Origin of the sequence: Paenibacillus sp. FSL R7-269, from assembly GCF_000517865.1 — a bacterium.
Taxonomy (GTDB): Bacteria; Bacillota; Bacilli; order Paenibacillales; family Paenibacillaceae; genus Paenibacillus_AQ.
In genome coordinates, this window is record NZ_ASPS01000040.1 from 1 (window position 1) to 24,226 (window position 24,226).

Sequence of the window (24,226 nt, forward strand, 5' to 3'; positions counted from 1 at the left end):
ACTTGGACCGAAGGGTCCTGGGAGAGTAGGACGTTGCCAAGCACACATGAGCCATTGTCGACAATTCGACAATGGCTTTTTTGTATATCCGCGTATATAAAAAGCGGGAAGGGGTATGGTGCTTTAGTATAAAAACGCTTACAAACGAGTGACATTTTTGTTACCGACGAGGCGATGGTTCCAAGTATAATGGGAAAGTGCAATAAATAAGCAAAAGCCTTAATACGAATGAACTACGTATAAATTCTATCTTGGAATTTTCTTGCGTCTTTAGATGCATGGTAGAGGTAAGGAGGATTTAAGGTATGAAGCGAACTCAACCTTTGTGGATATTAGTTATTCTTTGTATAGTCGGAGTAATGCTGGCGGGTTGCGGAACGAAGGAGCCGGCTTGGGAGACTTTTAACGGTGCACTTAATGAGGAAGACTTCCCCGTGCCCAAAGAGGCAAGCTCACCCGACAGAACAACTACAAACGTAGCTATGGACTATGTACGGTACTCCCTGCCGGGGTTGAAGGAGAAGAAAGGCGTTCCGGAGCCTTATCTTGCTGCCATTAAGGCGTGGGGCTGGGAAGAGCAGGAACAGAAAGCAGACGATTCCGGAAGCTCCCGTGTTTTTCAGAAAGAAGGACTTATTGTACATCTGACCGTGCATGATGACTATTTCATCGTGATGATTCCGAAGGAAAAGAAGGTCACAACCAAAGGCTTGAAGAACAGATAAAAAATCGCCGTCCGGTTATGGATGGCGATTTTTTGTGTGCATGCTTGGCCGCTTAAATACAGAGCTATGTATATCTGGTTGGGATCACTGGGCGTAATAGGAGGCGTCTGCTGCATTGAACTTGAGCATCCCATCTTTGGCTACACTCTTTAACCGCAGCAGCGCATACAGACGGGGGAGCAGCAGCCACAGGTGGCATACCGCCAGCGAAGCCGTGAAGGCGGGCGGAGCCCAGACGATGAAGAGTGCGGCTATACAAAGACCGATCCAGAGGTTATGCAGCTGTACGGAGCGGAAGATGCCGTAATTGATATATTGATCAGGCATGTAACCGGGCCAGGGCAGGCGCAGGGACAATTTCCAGCGCTTGGCGATAGGGTGTCCGCTAATCAGCAGGACGGAGCGTGAGATGACATACTGAATCCACAGCATGACAGGTCCGGCTATAATCATGAACAGGATACTCAGCCAGGAGAGAAAGACACTTTCGAGCACAAGACATATAAAGGGTAGGGTGATATAGACCCGCAGCAGTAATGCTGTAATAGTAATTTTTTTGATAAGCTTGTATTGATAGAATGTAGCGGCACCTTTGGTGTTTGGTTCCATACCTGGAATTCGGACCTCCTCGCAAGTTCTCTTGTTATTATTATCGGCCTGCTCCTGTGTTTTATTAAACAACGGGCTCAGATTCACAGAATGGGTATCAGGCGAATATATATATTTTAGGCTATGAAGGATTAGGAAAAAACTATGAAAAGGTTTAAAATGATAGAAGGTGTACCATACTGTTCTTAAAAGAGTCAAGGTGGGATGAAAATGGAACAGCAAACAGGGCAGGCTTGCATTATCTGCGGGCAGGAAAAGGAAGAGGGCATTGTGATTGTCTCGCATTTCATCTGTGAAGACTGTGAGAGTGAGATGGTGCGTACGGAGGCTGAGGATGTGAAGTACAACTTTTTCATTAGCCGGATGAAGAAGATCAATCTGCGTATGCATGCTTAATGCACGAATTGCAGTACCTGTAACAAGCAACATATAAAGAGCGGGCGGTGAATCTGTGTCGCGTTGGCTGCAAATACAAAGTTCCTCTTAACGGCTTCTCCGCCCTGACCGGGTGAGGGGAGCCGTTTTATTGCTTGTGGGGTCCCTTGCGGAAGTGATAGGCGTTTGGGTGTAATTGCGTTAAAATAGAAGGTAACCCCCAGGGAAGGAAGAATCTATGGACAAGCTACAGCCTGGCAGGGCACCTGTATACGAAATGCTGGAACAATATAGACTTAAGGGTAATATATCTTATCATGTGCCGGGACACAAGAACGGGGAGGCTTACCGGCGTACTGTCAGTGCAGAGAGTGCGGGGTATCTCACGGAAGTAATGCGTTACGATGTGACGGAGATTACCGGAACGGATGATCTTCATCATCCGGAAGGGGTAATAAGGGAAGCACAGGAGTTGGCCGCCGATTGTTATGGCGCGGAGGAGAGTTATATGCTGGTGGGTGGCAGCACCGCCGGCAATCTGGCTCTGATCCTGACGGTGTGTGCAGAGCCCGGAAGGCTGCTTCTCTTGCAGCGCAACGTCCATAAGTCCGTAATCCATGGACTGATGCTGGCAGGAGCGCGTGCAGTCTTCCTGGAGCCGCAGATTGATCCGGGCAGCGGACTCGCCGTGGCTCCGTCTGCTGAGACGGTGCAGGCGGCGCTGAATGCCTATCCGGAGGCAGCCGGTGTCATGGTCACAATGCCGAACTACTACGGCATGGGCATTGACCTTGCGCCCCTCGCGCAGGCCTGTCACACAAGCGGCGTGCCGCTGTTGGTAGATGAGGCGCACGGGGCGCATTACGGACAGCACCCGGCGCTTCCAGCCGGGGCGCTTGCCGGGGGCGCAGACGGAGTGGTGCAGTCCACGCATAAGATGCTGACCGCGCTGACGATGGGCGCCATGCTGCATGTGCAAGGGCCATGGCTGGACCGCGCGCTGCTGCGGCAGCGCCTGGCCATGGTGCAGAGCTCCAGCCCATCGTACCCCGTGATGGCTTCGCTCGATCTGGCCCGGCGCCTGCTGCACAGCCAGGGCGCCAGTGCCTTCACGGCGGGGCTCGCCGCCGTGGATGTCCTGCGGCGCGGCCTGGCGGCGCTGCCGCGCTTCGGGCTGCTGCAGCCGGCTTCGCTGCAGCAGCCTGTCTGCGGCGAGGCGGGCGCCGCAGGAGCGAGTACGCCGCCGCTGCGCGGGGCGGCGTACGTGACCCAGGACCCCTTTAAGGCGGTCATTTATGACGCCGCAGGGGTCCTGGGGGGCTTCGAGCTGCAGCGCAGGCTCGAAGAGAGGGGAATCGTGCCGGAGATGAGCGACGACCGGCACGTGGTTCTGGCCTTCAGCCTCGGCTCGAAGGCTGAAGAGGCAGCGGAGCTGCTGACAGTGCTGCAGGACATTGCAGCGCTGACTTCCTTGGCAGAGCCGCAGACAGGCGGGACCACTGCCTCATCAGACCTTGATCATATTGCTGGCTCTGATCATATCTCTGATCCTGAACCTGTCTCTGGTCTAGATCTTACCGCTGGGCCCGGCCAGTCTACTTACTCAGACACTGCCTCAGCTCCCGCTCCCCAAGGCGGAGAATCCTTCTCCAGCTCACGGAACGCAGCCCAGGCAGTGTCATATAATAGCAGAGAAGGGGACTCAACCTTCTCCGGCGATATTTCCACGTGGAACAATTTTGACATTCCGGCAGCATCAGCTCCGGTTGCGTTCTCAACCCGGCCGGTCGCTGCCGGTGAGACAGAGAGCATAGAGCTTGAGGCAAGTGTGGGCAGGATTGCGGCAGAGATGGTTATTCCCTATCCGCCTGGCATTCCGCTCCTGTATCCAGGAGAGAGCATTACAGCGTCTGTCTGTGACAGGCTGATCCGTCTGCGTACAGGCGGGGCGAAATTCCAGGCCTGTACTGATCCGGCCTTACAGCATATTAAGGTATACAACATTCAGAAGGGCGGAGAAGCATAAGTGAAGCGAGAAGGATTCTTCATTACACTGGAGGGAGGCGACGGCTCCGGCAAAACAACCGTACTAGGCAGGGTGGCAGCTTATCTGCAGAACCATTCCATGCCCTATTTAATCACCCGTGAACCGGGAGGGATTGAGATTGCCGAGAAGATCCGCTCTATTATCCTCGACCCGGCGCATACGGCCATGGATGCCCGGACAGAGGCACTCCTATATGCGGCAGCAAGAAGCCAGCATCTGGCGCAGGTAGTCGAGCCTGCCTTGCAGGAGGGAATTACCGTGCTCTGCGACCGTTTTGTAGATAGCAGTCTGGTTTACCAGGGTTACGCCAGAGGGCTGGGCATCGAAGAGGTGCGGGGGATTAACCGGTTTGCGACTGGCGGGAGAATGCCCGATCTTACCTTTTACCTGGATGTAGATCCTGAAGTGGGCCTATCTCGGATTGCCGCCAATCAGAACCGGGAAGTGAACCGGCTGGATCTGGAGAGCCTTGAGTTCCACCAGAAGGTAAAAGCGGGCTATGAGCTGGTTATCGGCTCCGATCCGGAGCGGATTGTAGTGCTTGATGCCAATCGTCCCATCCATATGGTGGAGCAGGATATTGTACGTGTACTGAAGGACAGGATATTAAAGGATTTCTAAGGTGTTTTGTCAAATAGAACATAGAGGTATAATGAATGAACAGGGCTTCTCTGCAGATTGAACTAATGCTGTGCGGAAAGCCTGTGAACATAACTAATAGGAGGGGATACGAAGATGAATTTGATCATTGCAATTATCCAGGATAAAGACAGCAACCGGCTATCCAGTGAACTGGTGAAGGCGAACTTCCGCGCCACCAAGCTGGCCAGTACAGGCGGATTTCTCCGTGCGGGTAACACTACCTTTTTGATTGGGGTAGATGATATTCAGGTAGACGCAGTACTCAATGTAATCCGTAACAGCTGCAAAGTGCGTGAGCAACTGGTCACTCCGGTCACGCCGATGAGCGGCACGACAGATTCCTATTTGCCGCTTCCTGTCGAAGTGCAGGTGGGCGGAGCTACCGTATTCGTACTTCCCGTCGATCGTTTCGAGCATTATTGAGCATAATGAGCATTAGACCATAAGGGCGGTAGATATCCTTGAAAATCAACCCGGGCTACAGGCCCTTAAAAAGCGAAATGCTGACCACGGAGGCTGAGAGGCGGCCGGTCCAGCAAAAAAACTTCAACGATGTATTTCAACAGCAAAGCCAGCAGAAAACTATAGATGAGTTGAACCGTCAGATTAAAGATATCCAGTTGCAAGGCGACCGGCTCTCCAAATCCATGACTGTACGTGAGCTGTCGATCTACCGGAACCTGATCAAACGGTTTCTGGAGGAGACGGCCCGCCGTGGAGTGATGCTGAAGGACACCAAAGGCTGGGACCGGCGGGGCCGCGGCAAACGCTACAAGCTGCTTGAGGAGGTTGATGCCGCTCTGCTGAATATGGCAGATGATCTGCTCGACAGCGAGCAGGGCCGGATCGATCTCCTGGGACGGGTTGGAGAGATCCGCGGGCTGCTGATTAATCTTTCTTTCTGACAACTTGGAGGAACCTATGTCTTTTCATGAACTATTAGGCCAGGAGGACGCCAAGCGGCTGCTTCAGAATGCCTTACGTAAGGATGCTGTCAGCCATGCCTATCTGTTCACGGGTCCGGCAGGCAGCGGGCAGGTGAAGATGGCACTGACGTTCGCCCAGGCGATATTCTGTACCGCCAGCAAGGATGATGCCTGCGGAGAGTGCCTGGAATGCCGCAAGGTGGAGCATGGCAATCATCCTGATCTGACCCTGCTGCGTCCCGATGGGGCCAGTATTAAGATCGACCAGATTCGTGAGCTTCAACGTGTTTTTTCCTACCGCTCGGAAGGGATTAACCCGAAGGTCTATATTATAGAAGGAGCGGACAAAATGACGGTGCAAGCCGCCAATAGTCTGCTGAAATTTCTGGAGGAGCCGCCAGCCCCGGCGGTTGGTATTCTGATTTCGGATAACAGCAGTTCCCTGCTTCCGACGATCCAGTCCAGAACCCAGCGCATTCCGTTTAGCCCGCTGCATCCAGATATTATGCTGCAGGCGTTGTCCGGCGAAGGGGTTCCGGTGCCGCTGGCGCGATGCGCGGTATCGCTGACTGCCGGTCTTGACGGCTGCAGGGAACTTTTGGCACAGAATTGGTTTGCAGAAATGAGAAATCTAGTGTTACAATTAGCGAAGGAGTCTCTGGGCAAGGGCAGCACTGCGGTGGCAACCGCGGGTTCGAAGCTGTTCAAGACCGGACTTGGTGAACATTTGGATACTCTATTCAGCATGTTCCACTTATGGTTCAAAGATATGCTCTACTTCCTGTACCGAAAGCACGAAAGTATCGTTTTCATAGATCAGTTAGACTTTATTTCGAGGGCTGCCCGTCAGAGGAGTACGCAGCAGTGGGTGGCTTATATGGAATATGCGGCGGAGAGCAAGCGGAAGCTGCGTTCCAATGCCAATGCCCAGCTGTGTCTGGAGCAGTTTTTAATCCGGCTGGAAAGCTAGAGGTTCGGGTTATTTATAATAGATCCTCCGGGATATAATCCTCAGCCCTGGAAAGACCGGGTATAGCGGACGAGGAAGGACAAGCATGGATCATCAGGGAAGCAGTCTTGCTTAAGGGTTCCTTTACCGTCAAACAAGGGGGTTAATTTTTGTACAGCGTAGTAGGTGTCCGCTTCAAAAAAGCGGGTAAAATATATTATTTCGATCCGCTTGATTTCCCGATTGAACGCGATCAATGCGTAATTGTTGAGACTGCAAGAGGGGTCGAATACGGTAAGGTTGTCGTAGGCAAAAAAGAGGTGCAGGAAGCAGACGTTGTACTGCCGCTCAAGAAAGTCATGCGTATTGCCGGCGAGACCGACGCGCGCGTGGTGGAAGAGAACAAGGGTGCAGCGAAGGATGCTTTTACCACCTGTTTAAATAAAATCCGCGATCATGGCCTCAAAATGAAGCTGGTGGATGTGGAGTTTACGTTTGACCGCAACAAGATTATTTTCTATTTCACGGCCGAGGGACGCGTGGATTTCCGCGAGCTGGTGAAGGACCTGGCCAGCATTTTCCGTACCCGCATTGAGCTCCGGCAGATTGGTGTGCGTGATGAAGCCAAGATGCTGGGCGGACTAGGACCATGCGGACGTGTGCTCTGCTGCTCCTCTTGGCTTGGTGATTTCGAGCCGGTGTCCATCAAGATGGCGAAGGATCAGAATCTGTCGCTTAACCCGACCAAAATCTCGGGATTATGCGGACGGCTGATGTGTTGTCTGAAGTTTGAGCATGATAATTATGAGAGCACGAAGGAAGAAATGCCGGCCGTAGGCAAAATGGTCGTTACTTCACTGGGTGACGGCAAGGTAGTCGGTATCAATGCCGGTAGCCGCACGGTTCATGTGCAGCTGTTTGAAGTGGGTAAAGTTAAAGAACTTCCAATGGATGATGTTGTCGTCAAGTAAACCATTATAAGGTTACTTTCGGGGTGGAAACTTGGAGAAGAAAAATATATTTATACACATGCAGGAGATGGAAGCGCAGATGGATGAGATGCGCACCACTCTGAGCGATTGGAAGCAGACGGTCAAAGAGCTGATGGAAGCGAATCAGAAGCTGAGTCTGGAGAACGAGCAACTTCGTATCATATTGAAAAGGGAAGCGCCTGTAGATAAGGCCGCGCTGTCTGCAGAGGCGGAGGCTATACTTGCTGCCGAAGGGAAAGAGGAGGTTGTCGGGGAAGGCTACGATAATCTGGCCCGGCTGTATCACGAAGGCTTCCACATCTGCAATGTCTACTTTGGGCATTTGCGGACGGAAGGCGATTGTCTGTTCTGCCTTTCTTTTCTTAATAAATGAGGATATCCAGCCGTAGGAGATTGTCGCCTACGGTTTTTTTGAATGTAAGGCTATGCTTCCGAAGTAAGTTTTGTTTCGAAGAATATACAGATTGAAGCATATGCTCAACAAAAACTTTTAGGAGATTACAATGACCCATTCAATGAACAATACACCTGTATCCTTGCATGAAGCAGAACGGATTGATGATCTGCTCACCCATGATCTGAGAATTATCCAGAGTGACGAAGTATTTAGCTTCTCGATGGATGCCGTGTTGCTGGCACGGTTCGCCAGTGTACCGCCGCGCGGACGGGTGCTTGACCTGTGTACGGGTAACGGGGTAATTCCCATGCTACTGTCTACACGGACGAAGGCTTCTATTGAAGGAATCGAGATTCAGCCCCGTCTGGCGGATATGGCCCGGCGTAGTGTATCGCTTAACGGTCTGGAAGAGAAGGTACAAATTCATGAGGGCGATTTGCGGGAACTTCATCTTACAGCGGGCTATGGCGTATACGATGCGATCACGGTGAATCCCCCCTATATGCCGCTGAACGGGAGTGATCTGAAGCTGAATTCCCATCAGGCGATGGCCCGTCATGAAATCGGTTGTACTCTGGAGGAGGTCATTCAGGCCTGTGTCCGGCTGGTCCGTACCGGAGGCAAAGTCAGCATGGTGCATAAGCCGCAGCGCCTTGTAGATATTATCAGTCTGATGCGGAAGCACCGGCTGGAGCCGAAGCTGATCCGCTTTGTGCATCCCCGCGCCCATCTGGAAGCGAATATGGTTCTGATTGAGGCTGCGCGTGACGGGAAGCCCGAGGTGCGTTTACAACCGCCTTTAATCGTATATAATGAGGACAATCAATATTGCCCTGAGATTATGGATATTTATTACGGAAACAAAGAGGATACGAGCCAATGACCATACAATGCCAAAGCAGCTTTCAAAACAACCATGACGGAGCGAAGCCCGAAGGATGCGGGTGCCTGTATCTGGTGGCTACACCGATCGGCAATCTGGAGGATATGACTTACCGGGCAGTGCGCATGCTGAAGGAATGCGATATTATCGCCGCTGAGGATACGAGGCAGACGCGTAAGCTGCTGAGCCATTTTGAAATTACACCGTCCATGCTGTTCAGTTACCATGAGCATAACAAGGCGGCCAGTGGGCCGGAGCTGATACGCTATATAATAGAAGGTAAAAATCTGGCACTTGTCAGCGATGCTGGTCTGCCGGCGATTTCCGACCCTGGTGCCGATCTGGTAGCTCTGGCTGTCAGCCATCAGATTCCGGTGATTCCAGTGCCTGGGGCGAATGCCGCATTGTCGGCTTTGATTGCCTCAGGACTGCCTACCGCCAGCTTCACATTCATCGGCTTCCTGCCTAGGGAGCGCAAGGATATCCGGGCTGTTCTGGCACCTCTGCGTTCTGCCCAAGGGACACTTCTCTTCTATGAATCACCTCACCGCGTTGCCAAGACACTCGTTCATTTGCAGGAGGCCTTCGGCAACCGCCGGATTACACTGGCTCGTGAGCTGACTAAGCGGTATGAGGAGTTCCTGCGCGGAAACATTGAGGAGTGTCTGGCCTGGCTGGAGGAGCATCCCCCGCTTGGCGAATACGTGATCGTACTTGAGGGAGAGAGTAAAGAGGAGGCGGAGTTGGCCGAGTCTTCCTGGTGGCGCCAGCTTAGTACCGGGGAGCATGTGGCTCATTATGAAGCCTCAGGTTTAACACGTAAGGATGCTATGAAAAAGGCAGCGTCTGACCGTGGCCTGTCCAAGCGCGATATTTATAATGAACTCCTGGAGCGGGAATAAGGGATAAGGCTGACACCAAGTTGGAACTTATAAATGGGTTATATAATCAGTGAAACCATTGAAATAAATGTATTATGAACACTTTTATGGTTGAAAATCTACCTTAAACTAGTTTTAGATGTAGTTTATACATTTATGTGTATAGGTAAATAGATATTATAAAGGTTTTATCTGGATATAAATACATGAAGTACTACTAACCTGCCCGGGCGGACATTATACCAGTAAATAACTGTATAGAATACAGCTATCCAAATTTTCCATCCGAAAATATTCTACTTTGTATAGCCAGTAACCAGTGCAGTTAAGTGTATCCCGCACGGAGAGCGCTCCCTCGTAAAGCCGTATCCTGTAGGCAGAACGCTCCGATGTAAAGTGTATCCCGCAGGGAGGCCGAACAGGGTCGGTCCACCACCGAACCCCGCTTCCTTCCGCGCTAGCTACAGAGATCCACCAAGCTTCCGGGTGTCCAGAGGGCTGGGGCCCTCCCTGTAGAGAGGGTAGACATAAAAAAATACCTCCCGCGCGAACGGGAGGCCAAGGAGATATAAAAAGGTTAGAATTAACAATTGGATTAGTTCCTATTATACCCTATTTATTTTAGTTTGTCACAGGGGTAGGGATAGCCGAAATGCATTCATGACAAACAATTTTACCTTTGAAGTAAGTTACATTCTCAGCATTGCCGCAGAAAATGCAAGCAGGCTCGTATTTCTTAAGCATGATCCGCTCACCGTCCACGTAAATTTCGAGCGCATCTTTTTCCCCAATGCCTAGGGTACGACGCAATTCTATTGGAATAACGACCCGTCCAAGCTCATCTACCTTACGTACAATTCCTGTTGATTTCATCATTACAATCGTTGCTCCTCTCAATGTTCAAAAGCGTCATTATTCGACATTCTTCACTGTTTTATGATATTTATAATACCAACCATTCCCAAAACAGTCAACCTTTTTTCAGGCGAATTTTAAGGAATATTTTGAGACTACATTTACTCCGCGTTTGATAGGGCAACTGAGTCTAAAATAGCTTATTAAGATGTTTGTCGATTTGGCAGTATATGAATCGCTAATATTCGACAAAGAGCGACAATATATTATATAAAACAAGAAAAGGAGATGATTTCATGAAGCAACCGCTGTCAGAAGAGAAGGTATTTAAGGACCCGGTTCACAACTACATCCACGTACAGGACACTATTATCTGGAGACTGATCAATACTATGGAATTCCAGCGTCTGCGGCGCATCCGGCAGCTTGGGACCTCCTATTTGACCTTTCACGGGGCAGAACACAGCCGCTTCTCCCATTCTCTGGGGGTATATGAGATTACGCGGAGGATTATCTCCCAGTTTGAACGGAGCGGCTACAAGGACTGGATGCCGGAGGAGAGACTACTTACCCTGTGTGCGGCACTGCTGCATGATTTGGGGCATGGACCCTTTTCCCATTCTATAGAAGAAGCTTTCGAAATGGATCATGAAGACTGGACCTGCCGTATCATTCTGGAGGATACAGAGATCACTGCTATTCTGCGTGATGTGGCTGAAGATTTCCCCGATAAAGTGGCCTCAGTCATCTCCAAAACCTACGAGCATGAAATTGTTGTCAATTTGGTGTCGGGACCACTTGATGCTGACCGAATGGATTATCTGCTCCGGGATGCATATTATACGGGGGTGAATTACGGAACCATCGACATCGACCGGATTCTGCGGATGCTACGTCCTTATGACGGCCGGGTGGTTGTGAAGGAATCGGGGATGCATGCGATTGAGGATTACCTAATGTCACGGTATCAGATGTACTGGCAGGTCTATTTCCACCCGGTAACCCGCAGCTCAGAGATTATTCTCAGACAGATTCTCCGCCGGGCCAAGGAGCTGGTGCAGCAGCAGCATGCTTTCCGCTTCATGATTGAGCCCTTAAGTGATCTGTTCAGCGGAGAGGTAACGGTAGGGCAGTATCTGCTGCTGGATGAAGCCTTGATGCAGACTGCCTTCATGCAGTGGACGCTGGAGGAGGATGACATCCTGAGCGACTTGTGCAGCCGGTTTATCCATCGTAAACTGTATAAATATGTGGAAATGGAGCATTTGGATTCTGACACAATTGACGAAATCCGCCGCAGCTTCGCCGGTGCGGGACTCCGGCCCGATTATGACCTGGAAATTGATTATCCCACCGATCTTCCCTATGATGTGTTCCGTCCGGGAGAGGGCTTTGACAGCAAGCAGATCCTGCTTTTGGACAAGCATGAGCGGCTGAGGGAAATCTCCGAGGTATCGGACATTGTACGCTCCATCAGCGGTATTCACCGCGGCAGATACCATCTGTATTTTCCACAGGACAGGCTGCAGAAAGCCCTTTCACAGTTGCCGCCGTCCATCGCAGAGATTTTTGCCAAATAATCAGATCAAGCTTGGAATTATAGATAACACAACAGGCCGAAAGGATGTAATGTAATGCAGTTATTCGACACCCATACCCATCTGGATGCTCCACAATTCGACGAAGACCGCGAAGAGGTCATTGCCAGAGCGCTGGAAGCCGGCGTCAGCAAGATGATCAACATTGGCTTTAACCGGGACACGATACCGACGACCATGCAGCTTGCCGAGAAATATGATTATATTTTTGCAGCCGTAGGATGGCATCCCCAGGATGCCATCACGATGAGGGACGGAGACCTGGAATGGATCGCCTCCTTATGCTCTCATCCCAAGGTGGTTGCCATCGGTGAGATCGGGCTGGATTACTACTGGGACACCTCCCCTAAGGATGTACAGCATGATGTATTCCGCAAGCAGATCGGTCTGGCCCGTGAGCTGAAGATGCCAATCTGTATTCATAACCGAGATGCTCATGAAGATGTGATCCGTATCCTCCGCGAGGAGAAGGCGGGCGAGGTTGGCGGCGTAATGCACTCCTTCTCCGGCAGCTGGGAAAGTGCCAAGATGTGTCTTGAACTAGGATTCCATCTTTCTTTTGGTGGACCGATTACGTTCAAGAATGCCCGGGTGCCCAAAGAGGTGCTTGCCCAGACTCCGCTAGACCGGCTGCTGATCGAAACCGACTCCCCATATCTAACTCCGCACCCCTTCCGGGGCAAGCGAAATGAGACCGCTCATGTGAGGCTGGTAGCGGAGGCGGCCGCGGCAATAAAAGGGATTGAATTACAGGAATTGGCTGAAATTACGTATGCGAACGCACTGGAACGATTTGGGATACTCTGAAAACGGGAGTAAAAGCGGTGAAAAATGAAGTATAGCGGATGTATTAAACTTTTTTGACTGAAAAACGGCCGATTATTACAATATTTTAATCATTTTTTTACGTAAACGTGGTTGAATCGTCCTTTACAACATGTATCAAAACAGGATATCATCTTTTCAGTGCAGTGAGCTGTTGTAACTGTGACAGTCACTAATTTCATGGATCGTCTCGCTGAGTCTCCGTATGGAGAACGGGGGAACCAATAATGCGCTGCCGCATGAACGTACAAGAGTACTGGCACAGAATTGCCGCAGGCATTATTTGATTTCTTTACGTGGTCTTTGGGGTGAATTTGAGGGCAACCGCCGTGAGCGGGTGACCTGAGATAGGGCGTCTCTCTTATGTCCGAACCCGACAGCTAACCCCGTAAGCGCAAGTAAGAGAGGAAACCTCGTGCATAAGCATTCCGACGTATTCGACACCGGGAAGCCACGAAAGAGTCCTCTAAGAACTCTTTTTTAGGCTTCTTTTGTTTTGAATAATGAGAATGCTCCCGGCATACTGTTATATAACAGATCTCCGGAGTAACTATGCCGAGCAGGCGATCCATGAGCAGGAAACGCTGAAGCAAGTGCGGGCGTATCCTGTTGCAAACTCAAACTTAGTTTCGTCAGAAGTGATACAGTCACCTTGATATAACTTGGACGACGGGGCTATGTAAGGAGGATGGAAAGAGTGGGCGTATTCCAACCAGAGGTATCCCATGATTCGCAATCATCCAGCAGGTCTTTCGCATTACGGTTGAAGCAAGTGAATCCCCGCGTAGTTTTACTTGCCGGTGTGGCATCGATTGTTATCGCACTGTTAATACTGCTGTACGTACACGGTCAGAGCAAAAAAGAAATTACCCTAGTAATAGACGGACAGGTACAGACACTGGAGACGCGGGAAACGCTGTTCAGTGATATGCTGGCTAAGGAACAGATTTCGCTGCAGGCGCATGATGAATTATCTATTGGCCTTAGTGATGAAATAAAAGACGGCGACCGTATCGTGATTAACACTGCGCAGAAGTTCGCTCTTACCGTAGACGGAAAGACCGAGACGTTATTTACGACCGAGGATACTATTGGTCAGGCCATCGACAAGCTGGGCTATAGCCTGGAAGGCTTAGACAAGATTTACCCTTCGCTAGAAACCGCAGTATCTGCAGACATGGAAATCAAAATTGTCCGGATTAACAAGCATGTGGTTCAACGGACAACTAATTTGCCTTTCCGGGTCATTAAGACAGCAGACCCCTCATTGACCAAGGGAACCGTAAGAGTGGCACAGGCAGGTAAGCCGGGCGTAATGATTCAGCACATCGAGAAGATCTATCAAGATGGCGAGCTGGCATCCATGCGCATGATCGGCAAGGAAGTACAGACTGTTACCAAGGACAAAGTCATTGCCATTGGAACCAAGCCGCTTCCTAAGCCCGTCGTAGTTACTGCCAAAGTCTCCAAACCTGTAACAACCTCCAACTCATCTAAAGCCAGTGCAAGGGTCAGCAATGTTACCAGTAAGGCTGGTCTGGATTTCGAGTACAAAAGAATGATCAAAAACGTATCCATGACTGCGTATTCGTCGCAGGAACCGGGTATTGGAACACGTACTGCCTCCGGCACACGCGTAACGGAAGGCCGCACTATAGCTGTAGATCCTAGTGTTATACCGATTGGCTGGTGGGTGTACATTGAAGGATTAGGGTTTCGCCGAGCAGAGGATACCGGCGGTGCCATCAAAGGCAACAAGGTGGATGTCTATTACGATTCATTGAGCCATGCCCGTAATTTCGGCCGTAAGTCGCGCACACTCTATGTGATCGGACCTGTGAAGCCGGAGCTGAACTAAACGTAAAGTCTTTTGCAAATTAGCGGTTAATACGATATAGTGAGGGAAGCACTTACGAAATTTCAGAGAGCTGCCGCTCATCACTTATACATTCTTTAGCCAAAAAGAAGGGGAGCGAATCCTCTTCTTTTTGCGTTCTGGAGTAAGGAGTAAAAATATTTATGATTAAAGAGCTAATTGTGGTTGAAGGGAAAAGCGATACTGTTGCCGTTAAGCGGGCGGTTGAGGCCGATACGATTGAAACCGGGGGTTCGGCAGTGGATAGCAGGGTCATTGCCAAGATCAAGCTGGCCATGGAGCGCCGGGGTGTAATTATTCTTACCGACCCGGATCATGCCGGAGAGCGAATCCGCAAAATCGTTGCGGCCAAGGTACCGGGCTGCAAGCATGCCTTCATCCCTGAGAAGGATGCAACCCGCAAAGGCGATATCGGAATAGAGAATGCTTCGCCTGAGGCTATCCGCCATGCGCTGGAGCATGTACATACCTCCTTCGAGGGGGCGCCGCCTATTATCGGGCTGGATGAGCTCATGGCCGCAGGGCTGATGGTGCATCCTCGGGCGGCTGAGCGCAGAATGCAGCTTGGCAATCTGCTCGGTATCGGTTATTGCAATGGCAAACAGCTATACAAACGTCTGGCGATGTTCGGCATTACCCGCGAAGAATTCGCGCAGGCCCTCGCCCAAATTGATCAGGGAGGCATTACTTCATGAGCGGTATCGAGAATATCTCGTCCCCAACAAGAACCAAAGCAATAATTCAGCGTTACGGATTCTCTTTCAAAAAAAGTCTGGGCCAGAACTTTCTGATCGATCAGAATATTCTGGACAAAATCGTGGATGCCGCCGGTCTGGACAGCACAGCCGGTGCACTTGAGATTGGGCCGGGAATCGGAGCACTGACGGAACGGCTGGCGATGACGGCCGGGGCTGTTACTGCAGTAGAGATTGACCGCAGGCTGATTCCGATTCTCAGGGATGTCCTGTCGCCATATCCCCATGTGAAGATCCGCAATGACGATGTGCTGAAGGTGAATCTGCAGGAGCTGTTCGCTGAGGATTTCGCGGGTAACGACCGGGTTAGTGTAGTAGCTAATCTGCCGTATTATGTGACTACTCCCATCCTCATGAAGCTGCTGGAGGAGAAGTTGCCGCTGGATAATATCGTGGTCATGATCCAGAAGGAGGTTGCCGAGCGTATGGCGGCGTCTCCGGGCGGCAAGGAGTACGGCAGCCTGAGTATTGCCGTCCAGTATTACAGCGAGCCTGAGCTGGTCTGCATGGTGCCGCGTACGGTGTTCATCCCGCAGCCGAACGTTGAATCTGCTGTGATCCGGCTGAAGGTCAGAGAACGTCCTCCGGTGGAGGTAGCGGACGAGAAGCATTTCTTTGGTGTGGTTCAGGCGTCCTTTACCCAGCGGCGCAAGACGATTGCCAATAATCTTAAGGCCCGCTTCTTCCCGGAAGAAGGGCGGGAGCGCCTGGAGGCGCTGCTCTCCGAAGCCGGTATTGAACCCTCGCGGCGCGGCGAGACGCTTAGCATTGAAGAGTATGCCCGGCTCAGTGCGGTTCTTCTGGCCGCAGGCATCGCATAGAATACAGAAAACCCTCCCGGCGGATGAACCAACCGGGGCTTTTGCCCATAACATGGGGTAGAGGTGGTGTTGTGATGAATCTAGGAGACTTGGTCATTCGTAAATCCTATGGCGGCGATGTGACCTTCCGGGTAGACAATATATTGCAGAATAGAGCAGTCATCAAAGGCACGGAGTTCCGTCTGTTGGCGGATTCTCCGCTGGAGGATCTGGTTCAGGTGCCTCCTACACGGGTTACCGAGCGGGGACAGCGTGCACAGATCAAGGCAACAGAATCTCTAACCTGGCTGCGTAAAGACCGGCAGGTGCAGAGCCAGCGAAGCGGAGAGAGTGTATCGGGGTCCACGGGAACCTGGGGCCAATCTCCGAAGGAGGCGGCTTACTTTGAAGTGCCGGGCAAGGTCCTGCATCTGGACGGGGATGCGCTCTATCTGAAGAAGAGCCTGAGCCTCTACGAGCAGCTGCGCATACCGGCGGAGGGACATCATGTCAACGAATCCAAAATGGCAGAGACGCTGTACCGCCTGCTGCCCCGTGTGCGTCCCGATATCGTAGTGATTACCGGCCATGATGGAGTACTTAAGCAACAGCAGAATTATGATCTGTACAGTCTGAGCAGCTATAAGAATTCACAGAATTTTGTGGCAGCCATCCGGGTGGCCCGTGAGTACGAGCGGAATTTCGATGCCTTGACGATCGTAGCCGGAGCCTGCCAGTCGCACTTTGAGGCTCTCCTGGGCAATGGTGCCAACTTCGCCAGCTCCCCGGGCAGAATACTCATTCATGCCCTGGATCCGGTGTATATCGCGGCCAAGGCCTCTTTTACCTCCATCCGGGATACAGTGAACTTAAGCGATGTGCTGAGCCATACGATCAGCGGCAATCAGGGGATGGGCGGAATAGAGACGCGGGGCAGCTTCCGGATCGGAATGCCCCAACTGCAGAACCTGGCTACGCTGAAGGTAGCGCCTTCGATGCTGTAGCCGGGCAAGTGATAACTGAACAGGCGGAAGGAATAGGGTAAGCATTCGTGCTTATCCTATTTTTGCTGCCATGCAAGCAGCTTCTAACACAAGATGGGCCAGGGAGCAGCCAGTCTTCATTACTGATAACAAGGTGCTTGAGTCAGGACTTTCCCCGTCTAAAAAAATTCCGTTGACAACTTTTTTATCATCATCTATAATTATTTATTTAATTTGACAAGTGGTTATAGAAGTTGTATAATGGACAAGGAAAGAGGTGGTCGTCAGGCAATGGCTAATAACGCGCTGTTGGAAATTAAACGCAGTCTTGAAGCTCACGTCGGTCATAAGATCACGTTGCGGGCTAACGGTGGCCGTCGGAAGACCGTTGAACGCACCGGTGTCCTGGAAGAAACGTACCCTTCTGTATTTATTGTCAAACTCGATCAGGAGCAGCAGACATTCAAGCGTGTCTCCTATAGCTATGCCGATATACTTACTGAATCTGTGGAAATCACAGTTACCGAAGACGATGGGCAGATGCGGATTATGTATATCAAAGCTTAGCGTCATGACAGTCTCCCTGCAGGGGGGCTGTTTTTTGATAGAATTTTTATGTTTTGGGGTCCCCGCAAAGTACCTGGGTCATCACCTACGCTAAAGCCCCACTTTGTGGGGTTATTTTGCATGTAGGGGTCTTCCTGAATTATGCTGCATGACACTGGCCTCCTGGCTGCATACTACATAGGCAGTACATTCATCATAGAGCAACATACAAGGGAGGAATTTGTAATGAGCCGCAGAAGACGGAGCATGATGTCGGAGGAATTGAAGACGGAGCTGGCTAAGGAGCTTGGGTTCTACGAAACGGTTGAGCAGGAGGGCTGGGGCGGAATCCGGGCAGTCGACGCCGGGAATATGGTGAAGCGGGCAATTCAGCTGGCAGAGCAGGCTGCTGCGCGGAAATCGTAAGTTGCTGTAGCGGTGTCATGCCGCACCGGGTATCGCCTGCGGGCGGTACCTTTTCTTCATCATAGAACCGGATGTATATTTAATGGACTTCACTGTCAGTTTCTCATATAATATGTTAAGTTGTTTTGTACGGGAAAAGCTGAGGGTGGGTGAACGCCTTGAAAATGTATGAGAAGGCACCGGCAAAAATTAATCTGATGCTGGATGTGTTGCATAAGCGGGCTGACGGATTTCATGAAGTGGAAATGATAATGACAATGGTCGATCTGGCGGACCGTCTGGAGCTGTCGGAGCTGAAGCGGGATTCGATTATTATCTCAAGCCAGGCCGGATATATTCCGCTGGATGAGAAGAATCTGGCCTTCCAGGCGGCAAGGCTGATCAAGGACCGGTATAACGTCAGAAGCGGCGTACATATCCATTTGGACAAAAGAATTCCGGTTGCTGCCGGTCTCGCCGGCGGAAGCAGCGATGCCGCGGCTACGCTGCGCGGCCTGAACCGGCTCTGGCGCCTGGGCATCCCGGTGCAGGAGCTGCAGGAGCTGGGCGCTGAGCTGGGCTCAGACGTCCCGTTCTGCGTCACAGGAGGCACTGCCCTGGCGACGGGCAGGGGCGAACGGCTGACCCCAATCGCGAATCCGCCGCAAATGTGGGTTATCCTGGCGAAGCCGCCGATCAATGTATCGACGGCTGAGGTATACGGACGTGTGCGCGCTGGCAACATAGCGGTGCATCCGTCCGCGCTCCGCATGCAGCAGGCTCTGGAGGCCGGTGACTTCTCAGCCGTCTGTGAGGGCCTCGGCAACGTGCTGGAGGATGTGACCCTGAAGCTGCACCCTGAAGTGCAGCAGCTCAAGGAAGCGATGCTGAAGCTGGGTGCGGACGGCGTGCTGATGTCGGGAAGCGGTCCGACCGTATTTGGCCTTGTCTCCAAGCACTCCAAGGTGGCGAGAATCTATAACGGTCTGCGCGGATTCTGCAAGGAAGTCTATGCAGTGCGTTCGCTTAGCTAAGCGGAACGGGACCATGCTCTCATAACGGCGGCAAAGCGGTTTCCGCTTGTGTAAATCCGTACAATAATGATATTATTCATAGTAATATTCGGTTTTGGCGAGGAGCATTCCGTGAAAAAACTTAAACGAAGCCAACGGTTAGTTGACATGACCCAATTTTTACTGGAGAAGCCGCATGATCTGCTGCCGCTGTCCACTTTTGCAGAGCGGTACGGTGCGGCGAAGTCATCGATCAGCGAGGACCTGGCTATTATAAAAGAGGTATTTGAAGGCGAAGGGATGGGCGAGCTGCAGACACTGGCCGGGGCAGCGGGCGGAGTGCGGTATATTCCGAGCATGCCCATGGATATGGCGCTTGCCTTCGTGAACCGTCTGTGCGGGCAGCTTGAGCAGAGTGACCGGATTCTGCCGGGCGGTTATCTGTATATGTCGGATTTGCTCGGCCTCCCGTCCCTGATGGAGCAGGCCGGCAAGATCATTGCCACCGCCTTCTACGGCGTGGAGATTGACGTCGTCATGACGGTGGAGACCAAGGGGATTCCGCTCGCGTACGCAACGGCTGCGCAGCTGGGGCTGCCGGTTGTGCTGGTCCGCCGTGACCATCAGGTAACGGAAGGCTCAGCTGTAAGCATCAACTATGTATCGGGCTCCCATAAGAGCATCCATACGATGTCCCTGTCCAGACGGGCACTGCGCGAGAAATCCCGGGTGCTGATTGTCGATGATTTCATGAAGGCGGGCGGCACCGTACGCGGAATGGTAGATCTGCTGGGTGAGTTCAATGCTGAGGTTGCAGGTGTAGGCGTGCTCGTAGAGTCCGGCGATGTGGAGAACGAAGAGCGTCTGCTGCATGACTACGTATCGCTGGTGAAGCTGACAGAGGTGGACTCCAAGGTACGGCGTATTTCGGCGTTTCCGGGCAACTATTTCTCCTCCTGAATGAGTGATAAATGCCGGTTCTGAAAAGTAGGGCATAATGTCGAAACTGTGAGGATTCTTAAGATAACTGCACGAAATCTGTCGAAATTAGGGTTTCAGCAAAAATAATCTTCTTAATCAGGCATTATTTGGAATGAAAAAGAAGGAATTCGCTTTGCTGTGTGGAATTATACACCAAGTCTCTGATGGAAAAAGGTGGTGAACACACACATGCAAATTACGGATGTCAGACTCCGCCGCGTCAACTCTGAGGGGAGAATGAAAGCAATCGCATCCATTACAATCGATAACGAGTTTGTTGTTCATGACATTCGCGTCATCGACGGGAATAACGGGATGTTTGTTGCAATGCCCAGCAAGCGTACACCTGACGGAGAATTCCGCGATATCGCACACCCGATTTCTTCGGGAACGCGCGAAAAGATTCAATCTGCGGTTCTGGCCGAGTACGAACGTGCCGCTACGGAGGAAGAGGAAGTTATTGAAGAGGGAGCTTAAGCGGTGAACCGCTGACTCTCTGGGAGTTGCTGCCTCCCCAAGGGCGGCACCAGCCCACACCGCTTTATATGTTTCGGGGTCCCCGCAAAATACGTGGGTCAGCCTCGGAGCCAAAGCCTCACTTTGTGGGGTGATTTTATTGGGGTTCGAAGAAAAGGGAACCATGCCTGCATGGTTCTCTTTTCTTTTTGCCCGGAATGAGATATATTCAGTAGTGAGTTCAAGAAGTAGGGGGTTGGCATTCTTGAAAAGAATGGCTGTTGTACTTGCTGCAGGTCAAGGCAAGCGCATGAAATCTAAATTATACAAGGTGCTGCACCCTGTCTGCGGTAAACCGATGGTAGGGCACGTGCTTGATACAGTGAAAGCGACCGGATGCCAGCGTAATGTAGTTGTTGTAGGCCACGGCGCTGAGAAGGTTAAGGCATATTTAGGCGAGGATGCCGAATATGTGCTGCAGGATGTCCAGCTTGGAACCGGTCATGCTGTTAAGCAGGCCAAGGATCTTCTGGGCAGTGAAGAAGGAACCACCATTGTTATCTGCGGCGATACGCCGCTTGTCATGAGCGAGACACTTGAAGGCATGATGGCTTTGCATGAAGCACAGAATGCTGCTGCAACTGTCCTTACTGCTGTTATGGAGCAGCCTGCCGGATATGGCCGGATTATCCGCGGCGAAGACGGCGGAGTGCTGAAGATTGTGGAACAGAAGGACTGCACAGAGAGTGAAGCTTCGGTTCATGAGATCAATACAGGGACGTATTGTTTTGATAATGCTAAGCTCTTTGCCGCTCTGGAGAAGGTTACGAACACCAACAACCAGCAGGAGTATTATTTGACGGATGTTATCGGCATACTCCGGGCGCAGGGCGATATCGTTCTGGGTTATCAGGCCCATGATTCAGCGGAGTCCATTGGTGTAAATGACCGTCTGGCGTTGTCTGAAGCCGAAGGCTATATGCGTCAGCGCATCAACCGGAAGCATATGCTCGGCGGAGTCACTATCATCGACCCGGCTTCAACCTATATCGGGGCAGAGGTTGAGATTGGAGCAGATACGGTGCTGTATCCAGGCACGGTGCTCAAGGGCAAGACAGTGATCGGCGAAGATTGTGTGATCGGTCCGGCAAGTGAAATTGAAGACTGCGTGATTATGGACGGAGCGGCTGTGAAGCATTCCGTACTGAATCAGGCTCAGGTCGGCACACGGGCTTCCGTTGGGCCTTTTGCGTATTTACGTCCCGGCACCGTTCTGGGTGAGGGTGTTAAGGTCGGCGACTTCGTAGAGATCAAGAATGCTACAATCGGCGACGGCTCCAAGGTATCTCATTTAAGCTATGTAGGCGATGCTGAGGTCGGCAAGAATGTAAATATTGGCTGCGGCGCGATCACCGTAAATTATGACGGCTATAATAAGTTCAGAACTGAGATTGGCGATGATGCCTTTATCGGCAGCAACGTGAACCTTGTTGCTCCGGTTACAGTGGGCAAGGGCGCATTTATTGTCGCCGGTTCCACCATTACGCGTCCAGTTTCGGAGAACGATCTGGCGATTGCCAGAGCAAGGCAGGAGAATAAGCCGGGTTATGCAGAGAAGATCCGCTCCCGGGCCAAGGCGAAGAAGGGCCAGCATAGTCCATCGTAAAGCGTGTAAGCACGAAAGCAGCTGTAGGCTTAGAGCGCCGGACGGACTTCTTGCACATCCGCGCCGGTGCTTTGGCCAGTTAAATTCCGTCACGGAGGGTTTATATTTTATGACTTATTGTGATTCCAAACTCAAGATTTTCACCTGCAACTCCAATCCTAAGCTGGCCAGCCAGATTGCTGATTATATCGGCATTCCGATGGGCGAGTCCCATACGACCAGCTTCAGTGACGGAGAAATTCAGGTTAAGCTGTCGGAGAGTGTCCGGGGCTGTCATGTCTATATCGTACAGTCCACCTGCGGACCGGTGAACGACAATCTGATGGAGCTTCTGGTGATGGTAGATGCGCTTAAGCGTGCCTCAGCGAAGAGCATCAATGTCGTGATTCCTTACTACGGGTATGCCCGTCAAGACCGTAAGGCCCGTTCCCGTGATCCGATTACGGCCAAGCTGGTAGCGAACCTGATTGAGAAGGCGGGTGCACATCGCGTCATTACTATGGACCTTCATGCAATGCAGATTCAAGGCTTCTTCGACATTCCTGTGGATCATCTGCTGGGTGTTCCGATTCTGGCCCAATACTTCCGTTCGAAGCAAATTCAGAACCCGGTGGTCGTCTCTCCTGACCATGGCGGTGTGGTGCGTGCCAGAAAGCTGGCCGACTTCCTTAACGCTCCGCTGGCGATTATCGACAAGCGCCGTCCTGAACCGAACGTTAGTGAGGTTATGAACATTATCGGTAATATTGAAGGCAAAACGGCGATCCTGATCGATGATATCATCGACACGGCAGGAACGATCGTTCTGGGAGCCAATGCTCTGATGGAAGGCGGCGTGAAAGAAGTCTACGCCTGCTGTACGCATCCTGTATTGTCCGGTCCGGCGCATGAACGTCTGGAAAACTCTCCGATCAAAGAAATAATCGTGACGGATACCATTCCAATTCGCAGCAGCAACCCGACCTCCAAGCTCAAGGTGCTGTCGGTAGCTCCGCTTATGGGCGAAGCTATCATTCGCGTACATGAAGAGCTGTCGATCAGTAAGCTGTTCGAAATCGAATAGGCCGCAGGCAGATCAGCAGAAAAAGGGTTACACCTTTCGTCAAGCGGAAGGTGTAACCCTTATCGGCGTGATTCAGCGGCTGGGACTGAGGCTCTTATAAGCTTCAATATCCCGGACGGGAGATGAAGGTGAAGAGGCTGCGGTTGTACAAAGTACCCTGCAGCTCTACGAAGCCTTCGTCCACTGCTGTAATCACACCGATGTCTACGTGCGCGTTCCCCCTATAGACTTCAACAGGCACAGCATATTGAATATGGTACTGGAAATGGCGCTGCAGTGTTAAGATATCGCCCTGATGTGGCATGTTCATCACCTGTCTCCGGAGTATAAACTTATTGTACCAAAAACGGAACTCTTCTGCTGAGAGTACCGGGCGGAAAGGAAAACCATAAATATGAAATGGATTGTTGGACTCGGGAATCCCGGAACGCAGTACGCGAAGACCAAACATAATGTCGGCTTCATGGCCCTCGATGAGCTTGCGTCCAGACACGGAATTGCCTTTAACCAGAATAAATGCAAATCGGTAATCGGTGAAGGGATAATCGGCGGTGTGAAGACGGTGCTGATCAAGCCGATGACCTTCATGAACCTGTCCGGGGAAGCGGTACGGGCTTATATGGATTATTATAAGGTCCAGCTGGAAGATATGATTGTAGTCTATGATGACCTGGATACGGAGCTGGGTAAGATCAGGCTGCGTTATCAGGGCAGTGCCGGCGGGCACAATGGCATCAAGTCCATCATTCAGCATACGGGCACCCAGAGCTTCAACCGGGTGAGGATGGGCATATCCCGTCCGGAGCCTGGCTTTGCTATCGTGGACTACGTACTGTCTACCTTCGCCAAGAAGGATGGAGCAAGGCTTGAGAGCATGAAAAGTGATACTTGCGATGCTGTGGAATTCAGCCTGCAGCATACCTTTGAACAGACCATGGCCAAATTCAACGGATGAAATATAAGGCATAGGGTTCAAGA

The 24,226-nt window shown here is 51.5% G+C and carries 28 protein-coding genes and 1 riboswitch; of the genes, 25 read left to right on the plus strand and 3 right to left on the minus strand.

The window, feature by feature from the left end:
- Nucleotides 1-305 precede the first annotated feature (305 nt).
- A complete protein-coding gene (locus tag C162_RS18500; protein WP_036696346.1) occupies nt 306-725 on the plus strand; it encodes a hypothetical protein in 420 nt (139 codons plus the stop codon).
- A gap of 84 nt (nt 726-809) precedes the next feature.
- Here the strand turns inward: C162_RS18500 and C162_RS18505 are convergent, their stop codons facing one another.
- A complete protein-coding gene (locus tag C162_RS18505; protein WP_036696350.1) occupies nt 810-1,334 on the minus strand; it encodes a hypothetical protein in 525 nt (174 codons plus the stop codon).
- Between the two features lie 210 nt (nt 1,335-1,544).
- On the opposite strand from C162_RS18505, the gene C162_RS18510 reads away from it, so the two are divergent.
- The 10 genes from C162_RS18510 to rsmI all read left to right on the plus strand — a co-directional run bounded on the left by C162_RS18510 (nt 1,545) and on the right by rsmI (nt 9,447).
- Nucleotides 1,545-1,730, plus strand: a complete 186-nt coding sequence (locus tag C162_RS18510) for a sigma factor G inhibitor Gin (RefSeq protein ID WP_036696352.1) — start codon at nt 1,545-1,547, stop codon at nt 1,728-1,730.
- 217 nt (nt 1,731-1,947) lie between these two features.
- A complete protein-coding gene (locus C162_RS18515; RefSeq protein WP_036696353.1) occupies nt 1,948-3,735 on the plus strand; it encodes an aminotransferase class I/II-fold pyridoxal phosphate-dependent enzyme in 1,788 nt (595 codons plus the stop codon).
- Nucleotides 3,736-4,377: a dTMP kinase gene (gene tmk / locus C162_RS18520; protein ID WP_036696355.1), complete on the plus strand. Its 642-nt coding sequence runs from the start codon at nt 3,736-3,738 to the stop codon at nt 4,375-4,377.
- Nucleotides 4,378-4,491: 114 nt separating this feature from the next.
- The gene (locus tag C162_RS18525; RefSeq protein WP_036696358.1) at nt 4,492-4,821 is read left to right on the plus strand and encodes a cyclic-di-AMP receptor; all 330 of its coding nucleotides are present in this window, start codon (nt 4,492-4,494) and stop codon (nt 4,819-4,821) included.
- Between the two features lie 38 nt (nt 4,822-4,859).
- Nucleotides 4,860-5,303 (plus strand): YaaR family protein, encoded by a 444-nt coding sequence (locus tag C162_RS18530; RefSeq protein WP_036696360.1) that lies wholly within the window; start codon nt 4,860-4,862, stop codon nt 5,301-5,303.
- 16 nt (nt 5,304-5,319) lie between these two features.
- Nucleotides 5,320-6,294, plus strand: coding sequence for a DNA polymerase III subunit delta' (holB, locus tag C162_RS18535; RefSeq protein WP_036696363.1), 975 nt, complete (start codon nt 5,320-5,322; stop codon nt 6,292-6,294).
- Nucleotides 6,295-6,443: 149 nt separating this feature from the next.
- Nucleotides 6,444-7,244, plus strand: coding sequence for a PSP1 domain-containing protein (locus C162_RS18540; RefSeq protein ID WP_036696365.1), 801 nt, complete (start codon nt 6,444-6,446; stop codon nt 7,242-7,244).
- Between the two features lie 31 nt (nt 7,245-7,275).
- Nucleotides 7,276-7,638 carry an initiation-control protein YabA gene (locus C162_RS18545; protein ID WP_036696367.1) on the plus strand — a complete coding sequence of 121 codons (363 nt, stop codon included), beginning with the start codon at nt 7,276-7,278 and terminating at the stop codon, nt 7,636-7,638.
- A 130-nt stretch (nt 7,639-7,768) separates the two neighbouring features.
- Nucleotides 7,769-8,545 carry a tRNA1(Val) (adenine(37)-N6)-methyltransferase gene (locus C162_RS18550; RefSeq protein ID WP_156949656.1) on the plus strand — a complete coding sequence of 259 codons (777 nt, stop codon included), beginning with the start codon at nt 7,769-7,771 and terminating at the stop codon, nt 8,543-8,545.
- Nucleotides 8,542-9,447 carry a 16S rRNA (cytidine(1402)-2'-O)-methyltransferase gene (gene rsmI, locus C162_RS18555; protein WP_036696369.1) on the plus strand — a complete coding sequence of 302 codons (906 nt, stop codon included), beginning with the start codon at nt 8,542-8,544 and terminating at the stop codon, nt 9,445-9,447. Before C162_RS18550 ends, rsmI begins: the two co-directional genes overlap by 4 nt.
- 600 nt (nt 9,448-10,047) lie before the next feature.
- Here the strand turns inward: rsmI and C162_RS18560 are convergent.
- Nucleotides 10,048-10,302 (minus strand): AbrB/MazE/SpoVT family DNA-binding domain-containing protein, encoded by a 255-nt coding sequence (locus tag C162_RS18560; RefSeq protein ID WP_019914502.1) that lies wholly within the window; start codon nt 10,300-10,302, stop codon nt 10,048-10,050.
- A 275-nt stretch (nt 10,303-10,577) separates the two neighbouring features.
- Between C162_RS18560 and C162_RS18565 the strand changes: the two genes are divergently transcribed.
- The 13 genes from C162_RS18565 (at nt 10,578) to C162_RS18625 (ending at nt 23,248) form a co-directional block, all read left to right on the plus strand.
- Complete coding sequence (locus tag C162_RS18565) at nt 10,578-11,861, plus strand: HD domain-containing protein (protein ID WP_036696372.1); 1,284 nt, start codon at nt 10,578-10,580, stop codon at nt 11,859-11,861.
- A gap of 54 nt (nt 11,862-11,915) precedes the next feature.
- A complete protein-coding gene (locus C162_RS18570; RefSeq protein WP_036696374.1) occupies nt 11,916-12,686 on the plus strand; it encodes a TatD family hydrolase in 771 nt (256 codons plus the stop codon).
- A gap of 199 nt (nt 12,687-12,885) precedes the next feature.
- Nucleotides 12,886-13,114, plus strand: a riboswitch (cyclic di-AMP (ydaO/yuaA leader).
- A 287-nt stretch (nt 13,115-13,401) separates the two neighbouring features.
- Nucleotides 13,402-14,562, plus strand: coding sequence for a 3D domain-containing protein (locus C162_RS18575; RefSeq protein WP_036696377.1), 1,161 nt, complete (start codon nt 13,402-13,404; stop codon nt 14,560-14,562).
- Nucleotides 14,563-14,723: 161 nt separating this feature from the next.
- A complete protein-coding gene (rnmV, locus tag C162_RS18580) occupies nt 14,724-15,275 on the plus strand; it encodes a ribonuclease M5 (RefSeq protein ID WP_036696379.1) in 552 nt (183 codons plus the stop codon).
- The gene (gene rsmA / locus C162_RS18585) at nt 15,272-16,156 is read left to right on the plus strand and encodes a 16S rRNA (adenine(1518)-N(6)/adenine(1519)-N(6))-dimethyltransferase RsmA (RefSeq protein ID WP_036696381.1); all 885 of its coding nucleotides are present in this window, start codon (nt 15,272-15,274) and stop codon (nt 16,154-16,156) included. Before rnmV ends, rsmA begins: the two co-directional genes overlap by 4 nt.
- A gap of 74 nt (nt 16,157-16,230) precedes the next feature.
- Nucleotides 16,231-17,139: a sporulation peptidase YabG gene (gene yabG / locus C162_RS18590; RefSeq protein ID WP_036696383.1), complete on the plus strand. Its 909-nt coding sequence runs from the start codon at nt 16,231-16,233 to the stop codon at nt 17,137-17,139.
- 270 nt (nt 17,140-17,409) lie between these two features.
- Nucleotides 17,410-17,685: a biofilm formation stimulator Veg gene (veg, locus tag C162_RS18595; protein WP_036696386.1), complete on the plus strand. Its 276-nt coding sequence runs from the start codon at nt 17,410-17,412 to the stop codon at nt 17,683-17,685.
- 225 nt (nt 17,686-17,910) lie between these two features.
- Nucleotides 17,911-18,090, plus strand: coding sequence for a small, acid-soluble spore protein, alpha/beta type (locus tag C162_RS18600; protein ID WP_036696389.1), 180 nt, complete (start codon nt 17,911-17,913; stop codon nt 18,088-18,090).
- Nucleotides 18,091-18,248: 158 nt separating this feature from the next.
- Nucleotides 18,249-19,103, plus strand: coding sequence for a 4-(cytidine 5'-diphospho)-2-C-methyl-D-erythritol kinase (ispE, locus tag C162_RS18605; protein WP_036696392.1), 855 nt, complete (start codon nt 18,249-18,251; stop codon nt 19,101-19,103).
- Between the two features lie 111 nt (nt 19,104-19,214).
- Entirely contained in the window at nt 19,215-20,042 is an 828-nt protein-coding gene (purR, locus tag C162_RS18610; RefSeq protein WP_036696393.1) for a pur operon repressor, read from the plus strand.
- Nucleotides 20,043-20,252: 210 nt separating this feature from the next.
- Nucleotides 20,253-20,540: a septation regulator SpoVG gene (spoVG, locus tag C162_RS18615; RefSeq protein WP_036696395.1), complete on the plus strand. Its 288-nt coding sequence runs from the start codon at nt 20,253-20,255 to the stop codon at nt 20,538-20,540.
- A 244-nt stretch (nt 20,541-20,784) separates the two neighbouring features.
- Nucleotides 20,785-22,185 carry a bifunctional UDP-N-acetylglucosamine diphosphorylase/glucosamine-1-phosphate N-acetyltransferase GlmU gene (gene glmU / locus C162_RS18620; RefSeq protein WP_036696398.1) on the plus strand — a complete coding sequence of 467 codons (1,401 nt, stop codon included), beginning with the start codon at nt 20,785-20,787 and terminating at the stop codon, nt 22,183-22,185.
- Between the two features lie 109 nt (nt 22,186-22,294).
- On the plus strand, nt 22,295-23,248 hold the full coding sequence (locus C162_RS18625) for a ribose-phosphate diphosphokinase (protein ID WP_019914487.1): 954 nt from the start codon (nt 22,295-22,297) through the stop codon (nt 23,246-23,248).
- Nucleotides 23,249-23,351: 103 nt separating this feature from the next.
- On the opposite strand, the gene C162_RS18630 is transcribed toward C162_RS18625, so the two are convergent.
- Nucleotides 23,352-23,558: a hypothetical protein gene (locus C162_RS18630; protein WP_379254216.1), complete on the minus strand. Its 207-nt coding sequence runs from the start codon at nt 23,556-23,558 to the stop codon at nt 23,352-23,354.
- A gap of 84 nt (nt 23,559-23,642) precedes the next feature.
- Here C162_RS18630 and pth point away from each other — a divergent pair, with 84 nt between their 5' ends.
- The gene (gene pth / locus C162_RS18635) at nt 23,643-24,203 is read left to right on the plus strand and encodes an aminoacyl-tRNA hydrolase (RefSeq protein WP_036696402.1); all 561 of its coding nucleotides are present in this window, start codon (nt 23,643-23,645) and stop codon (nt 24,201-24,203) included.
- The last annotated feature ends 23 nt before the right edge of the window (nt 24,204-24,226 follow it).

Excerpts from the sequence above, each read along its gene's own strand:
- C162_RS18500 (WP_036696346.1), top strand. The coding sequence starts at position 306 with ATGAAGCGAACTCAACCTTTGTGGATATTAGTTATTCTTTGTATAGTC.
- C162_RS18505 (WP_036696350.1), bottom strand. The coding sequence starts at position 1,334 with ATGGAACCAAACACCAAAGGTGCCGCTACATTCTATCAATACAAGCTT.
- C162_RS18510 (WP_036696352.1), top strand. The coding sequence starts at position 1,545 with ATGGAACAGCAAACAGGGCAGGCTTGCATTATCTGCGGGCAGGAAAAG.
- C162_RS18515 (WP_036696353.1), top strand. The coding sequence starts at position 1,948 with ATGGACAAGCTACAGCCTGGCAGGGCACCTGTATACGAAATGCTGGAA.
- C162_RS18525 (WP_036696358.1), top strand. The coding sequence starts at position 4,492 with ATGAATTTGATCATTGCAATTATCCAGGATAAAGACAGCAACCGGCTA.
- holB (WP_036696363.1), top strand. The coding sequence starts at position 5,320 with ATGTCTTTTCATGAACTATTAGGCCAGGAGGACGCCAAGCGGCTGCTT.
- C162_RS18550 (WP_156949656.1), top strand. The coding sequence starts at position 7,769 with ATGACCCATTCAATGAACAATACACCTGTATCCTTGCATGAAGCAGAA.
- rsmI (WP_036696369.1), top strand. The coding sequence starts at position 8,542 with ATGACCATACAATGCCAAAGCAGCTTTCAAAACAACCATGACGGAGCG.
- C162_RS18560 (WP_019914502.1), bottom strand. The coding sequence starts at position 10,302 with ATGATGAAATCAACAGGAATTGTACGTAAGGTAGATGAGCTTGGACGG.
- C162_RS18565 (WP_036696372.1), top strand. The coding sequence starts at position 10,578 with ATGAAGCAACCGCTGTCAGAAGAGAAGGTATTTAAGGACCCGGTTCAC.
- C162_RS18570 (WP_036696374.1), top strand. The coding sequence starts at position 11,916 with ATGCAGTTATTCGACACCCATACCCATCTGGATGCTCCACAATTCGAC.
- rnmV (WP_036696379.1), top strand. The coding sequence starts at position 14,724 with ATGATTAAAGAGCTAATTGTGGTTGAAGGGAAAAGCGATACTGTTGCC.
- rsmA (WP_036696381.1), top strand. The coding sequence starts at position 15,272 with ATGAGCGGTATCGAGAATATCTCGTCCCCAACAAGAACCAAAGCAATA.
- yabG (WP_036696383.1), top strand. The coding sequence starts at position 16,231 with ATGAATCTAGGAGACTTGGTCATTCGTAAATCCTATGGCGGCGATGTG.
- veg (WP_036696386.1), top strand. The coding sequence starts at position 17,410 with ATGGCTAATAACGCGCTGTTGGAAATTAAACGCAGTCTTGAAGCTCAC.
- C162_RS18600 (WP_036696389.1), top strand. The coding sequence starts at position 17,911 with ATGAGCCGCAGAAGACGGAGCATGATGTCGGAGGAATTGAAGACGGAG.
- spoVG (WP_036696395.1), top strand. The coding sequence starts at position 20,253 with ATGCAAATTACGGATGTCAGACTCCGCCGCGTCAACTCTGAGGGGAGA.
- C162_RS18625 (WP_019914487.1), top strand. The coding sequence starts at position 22,295 with ATGACTTATTGTGATTCCAAACTCAAGATTTTCACCTGCAACTCCAAT.
- C162_RS18630 (WP_379254216.1), bottom strand. The coding sequence starts at position 23,558 with ATGAACATGCCACATCAGGGCGATATCTTAACACTGCAGCGCCATTTC.
- pth (WP_036696402.1), top strand. The coding sequence starts at position 23,643 with ATGAAATGGATTGTTGGACTCGGGAATCCCGGAACGCAGTACGCGAAG.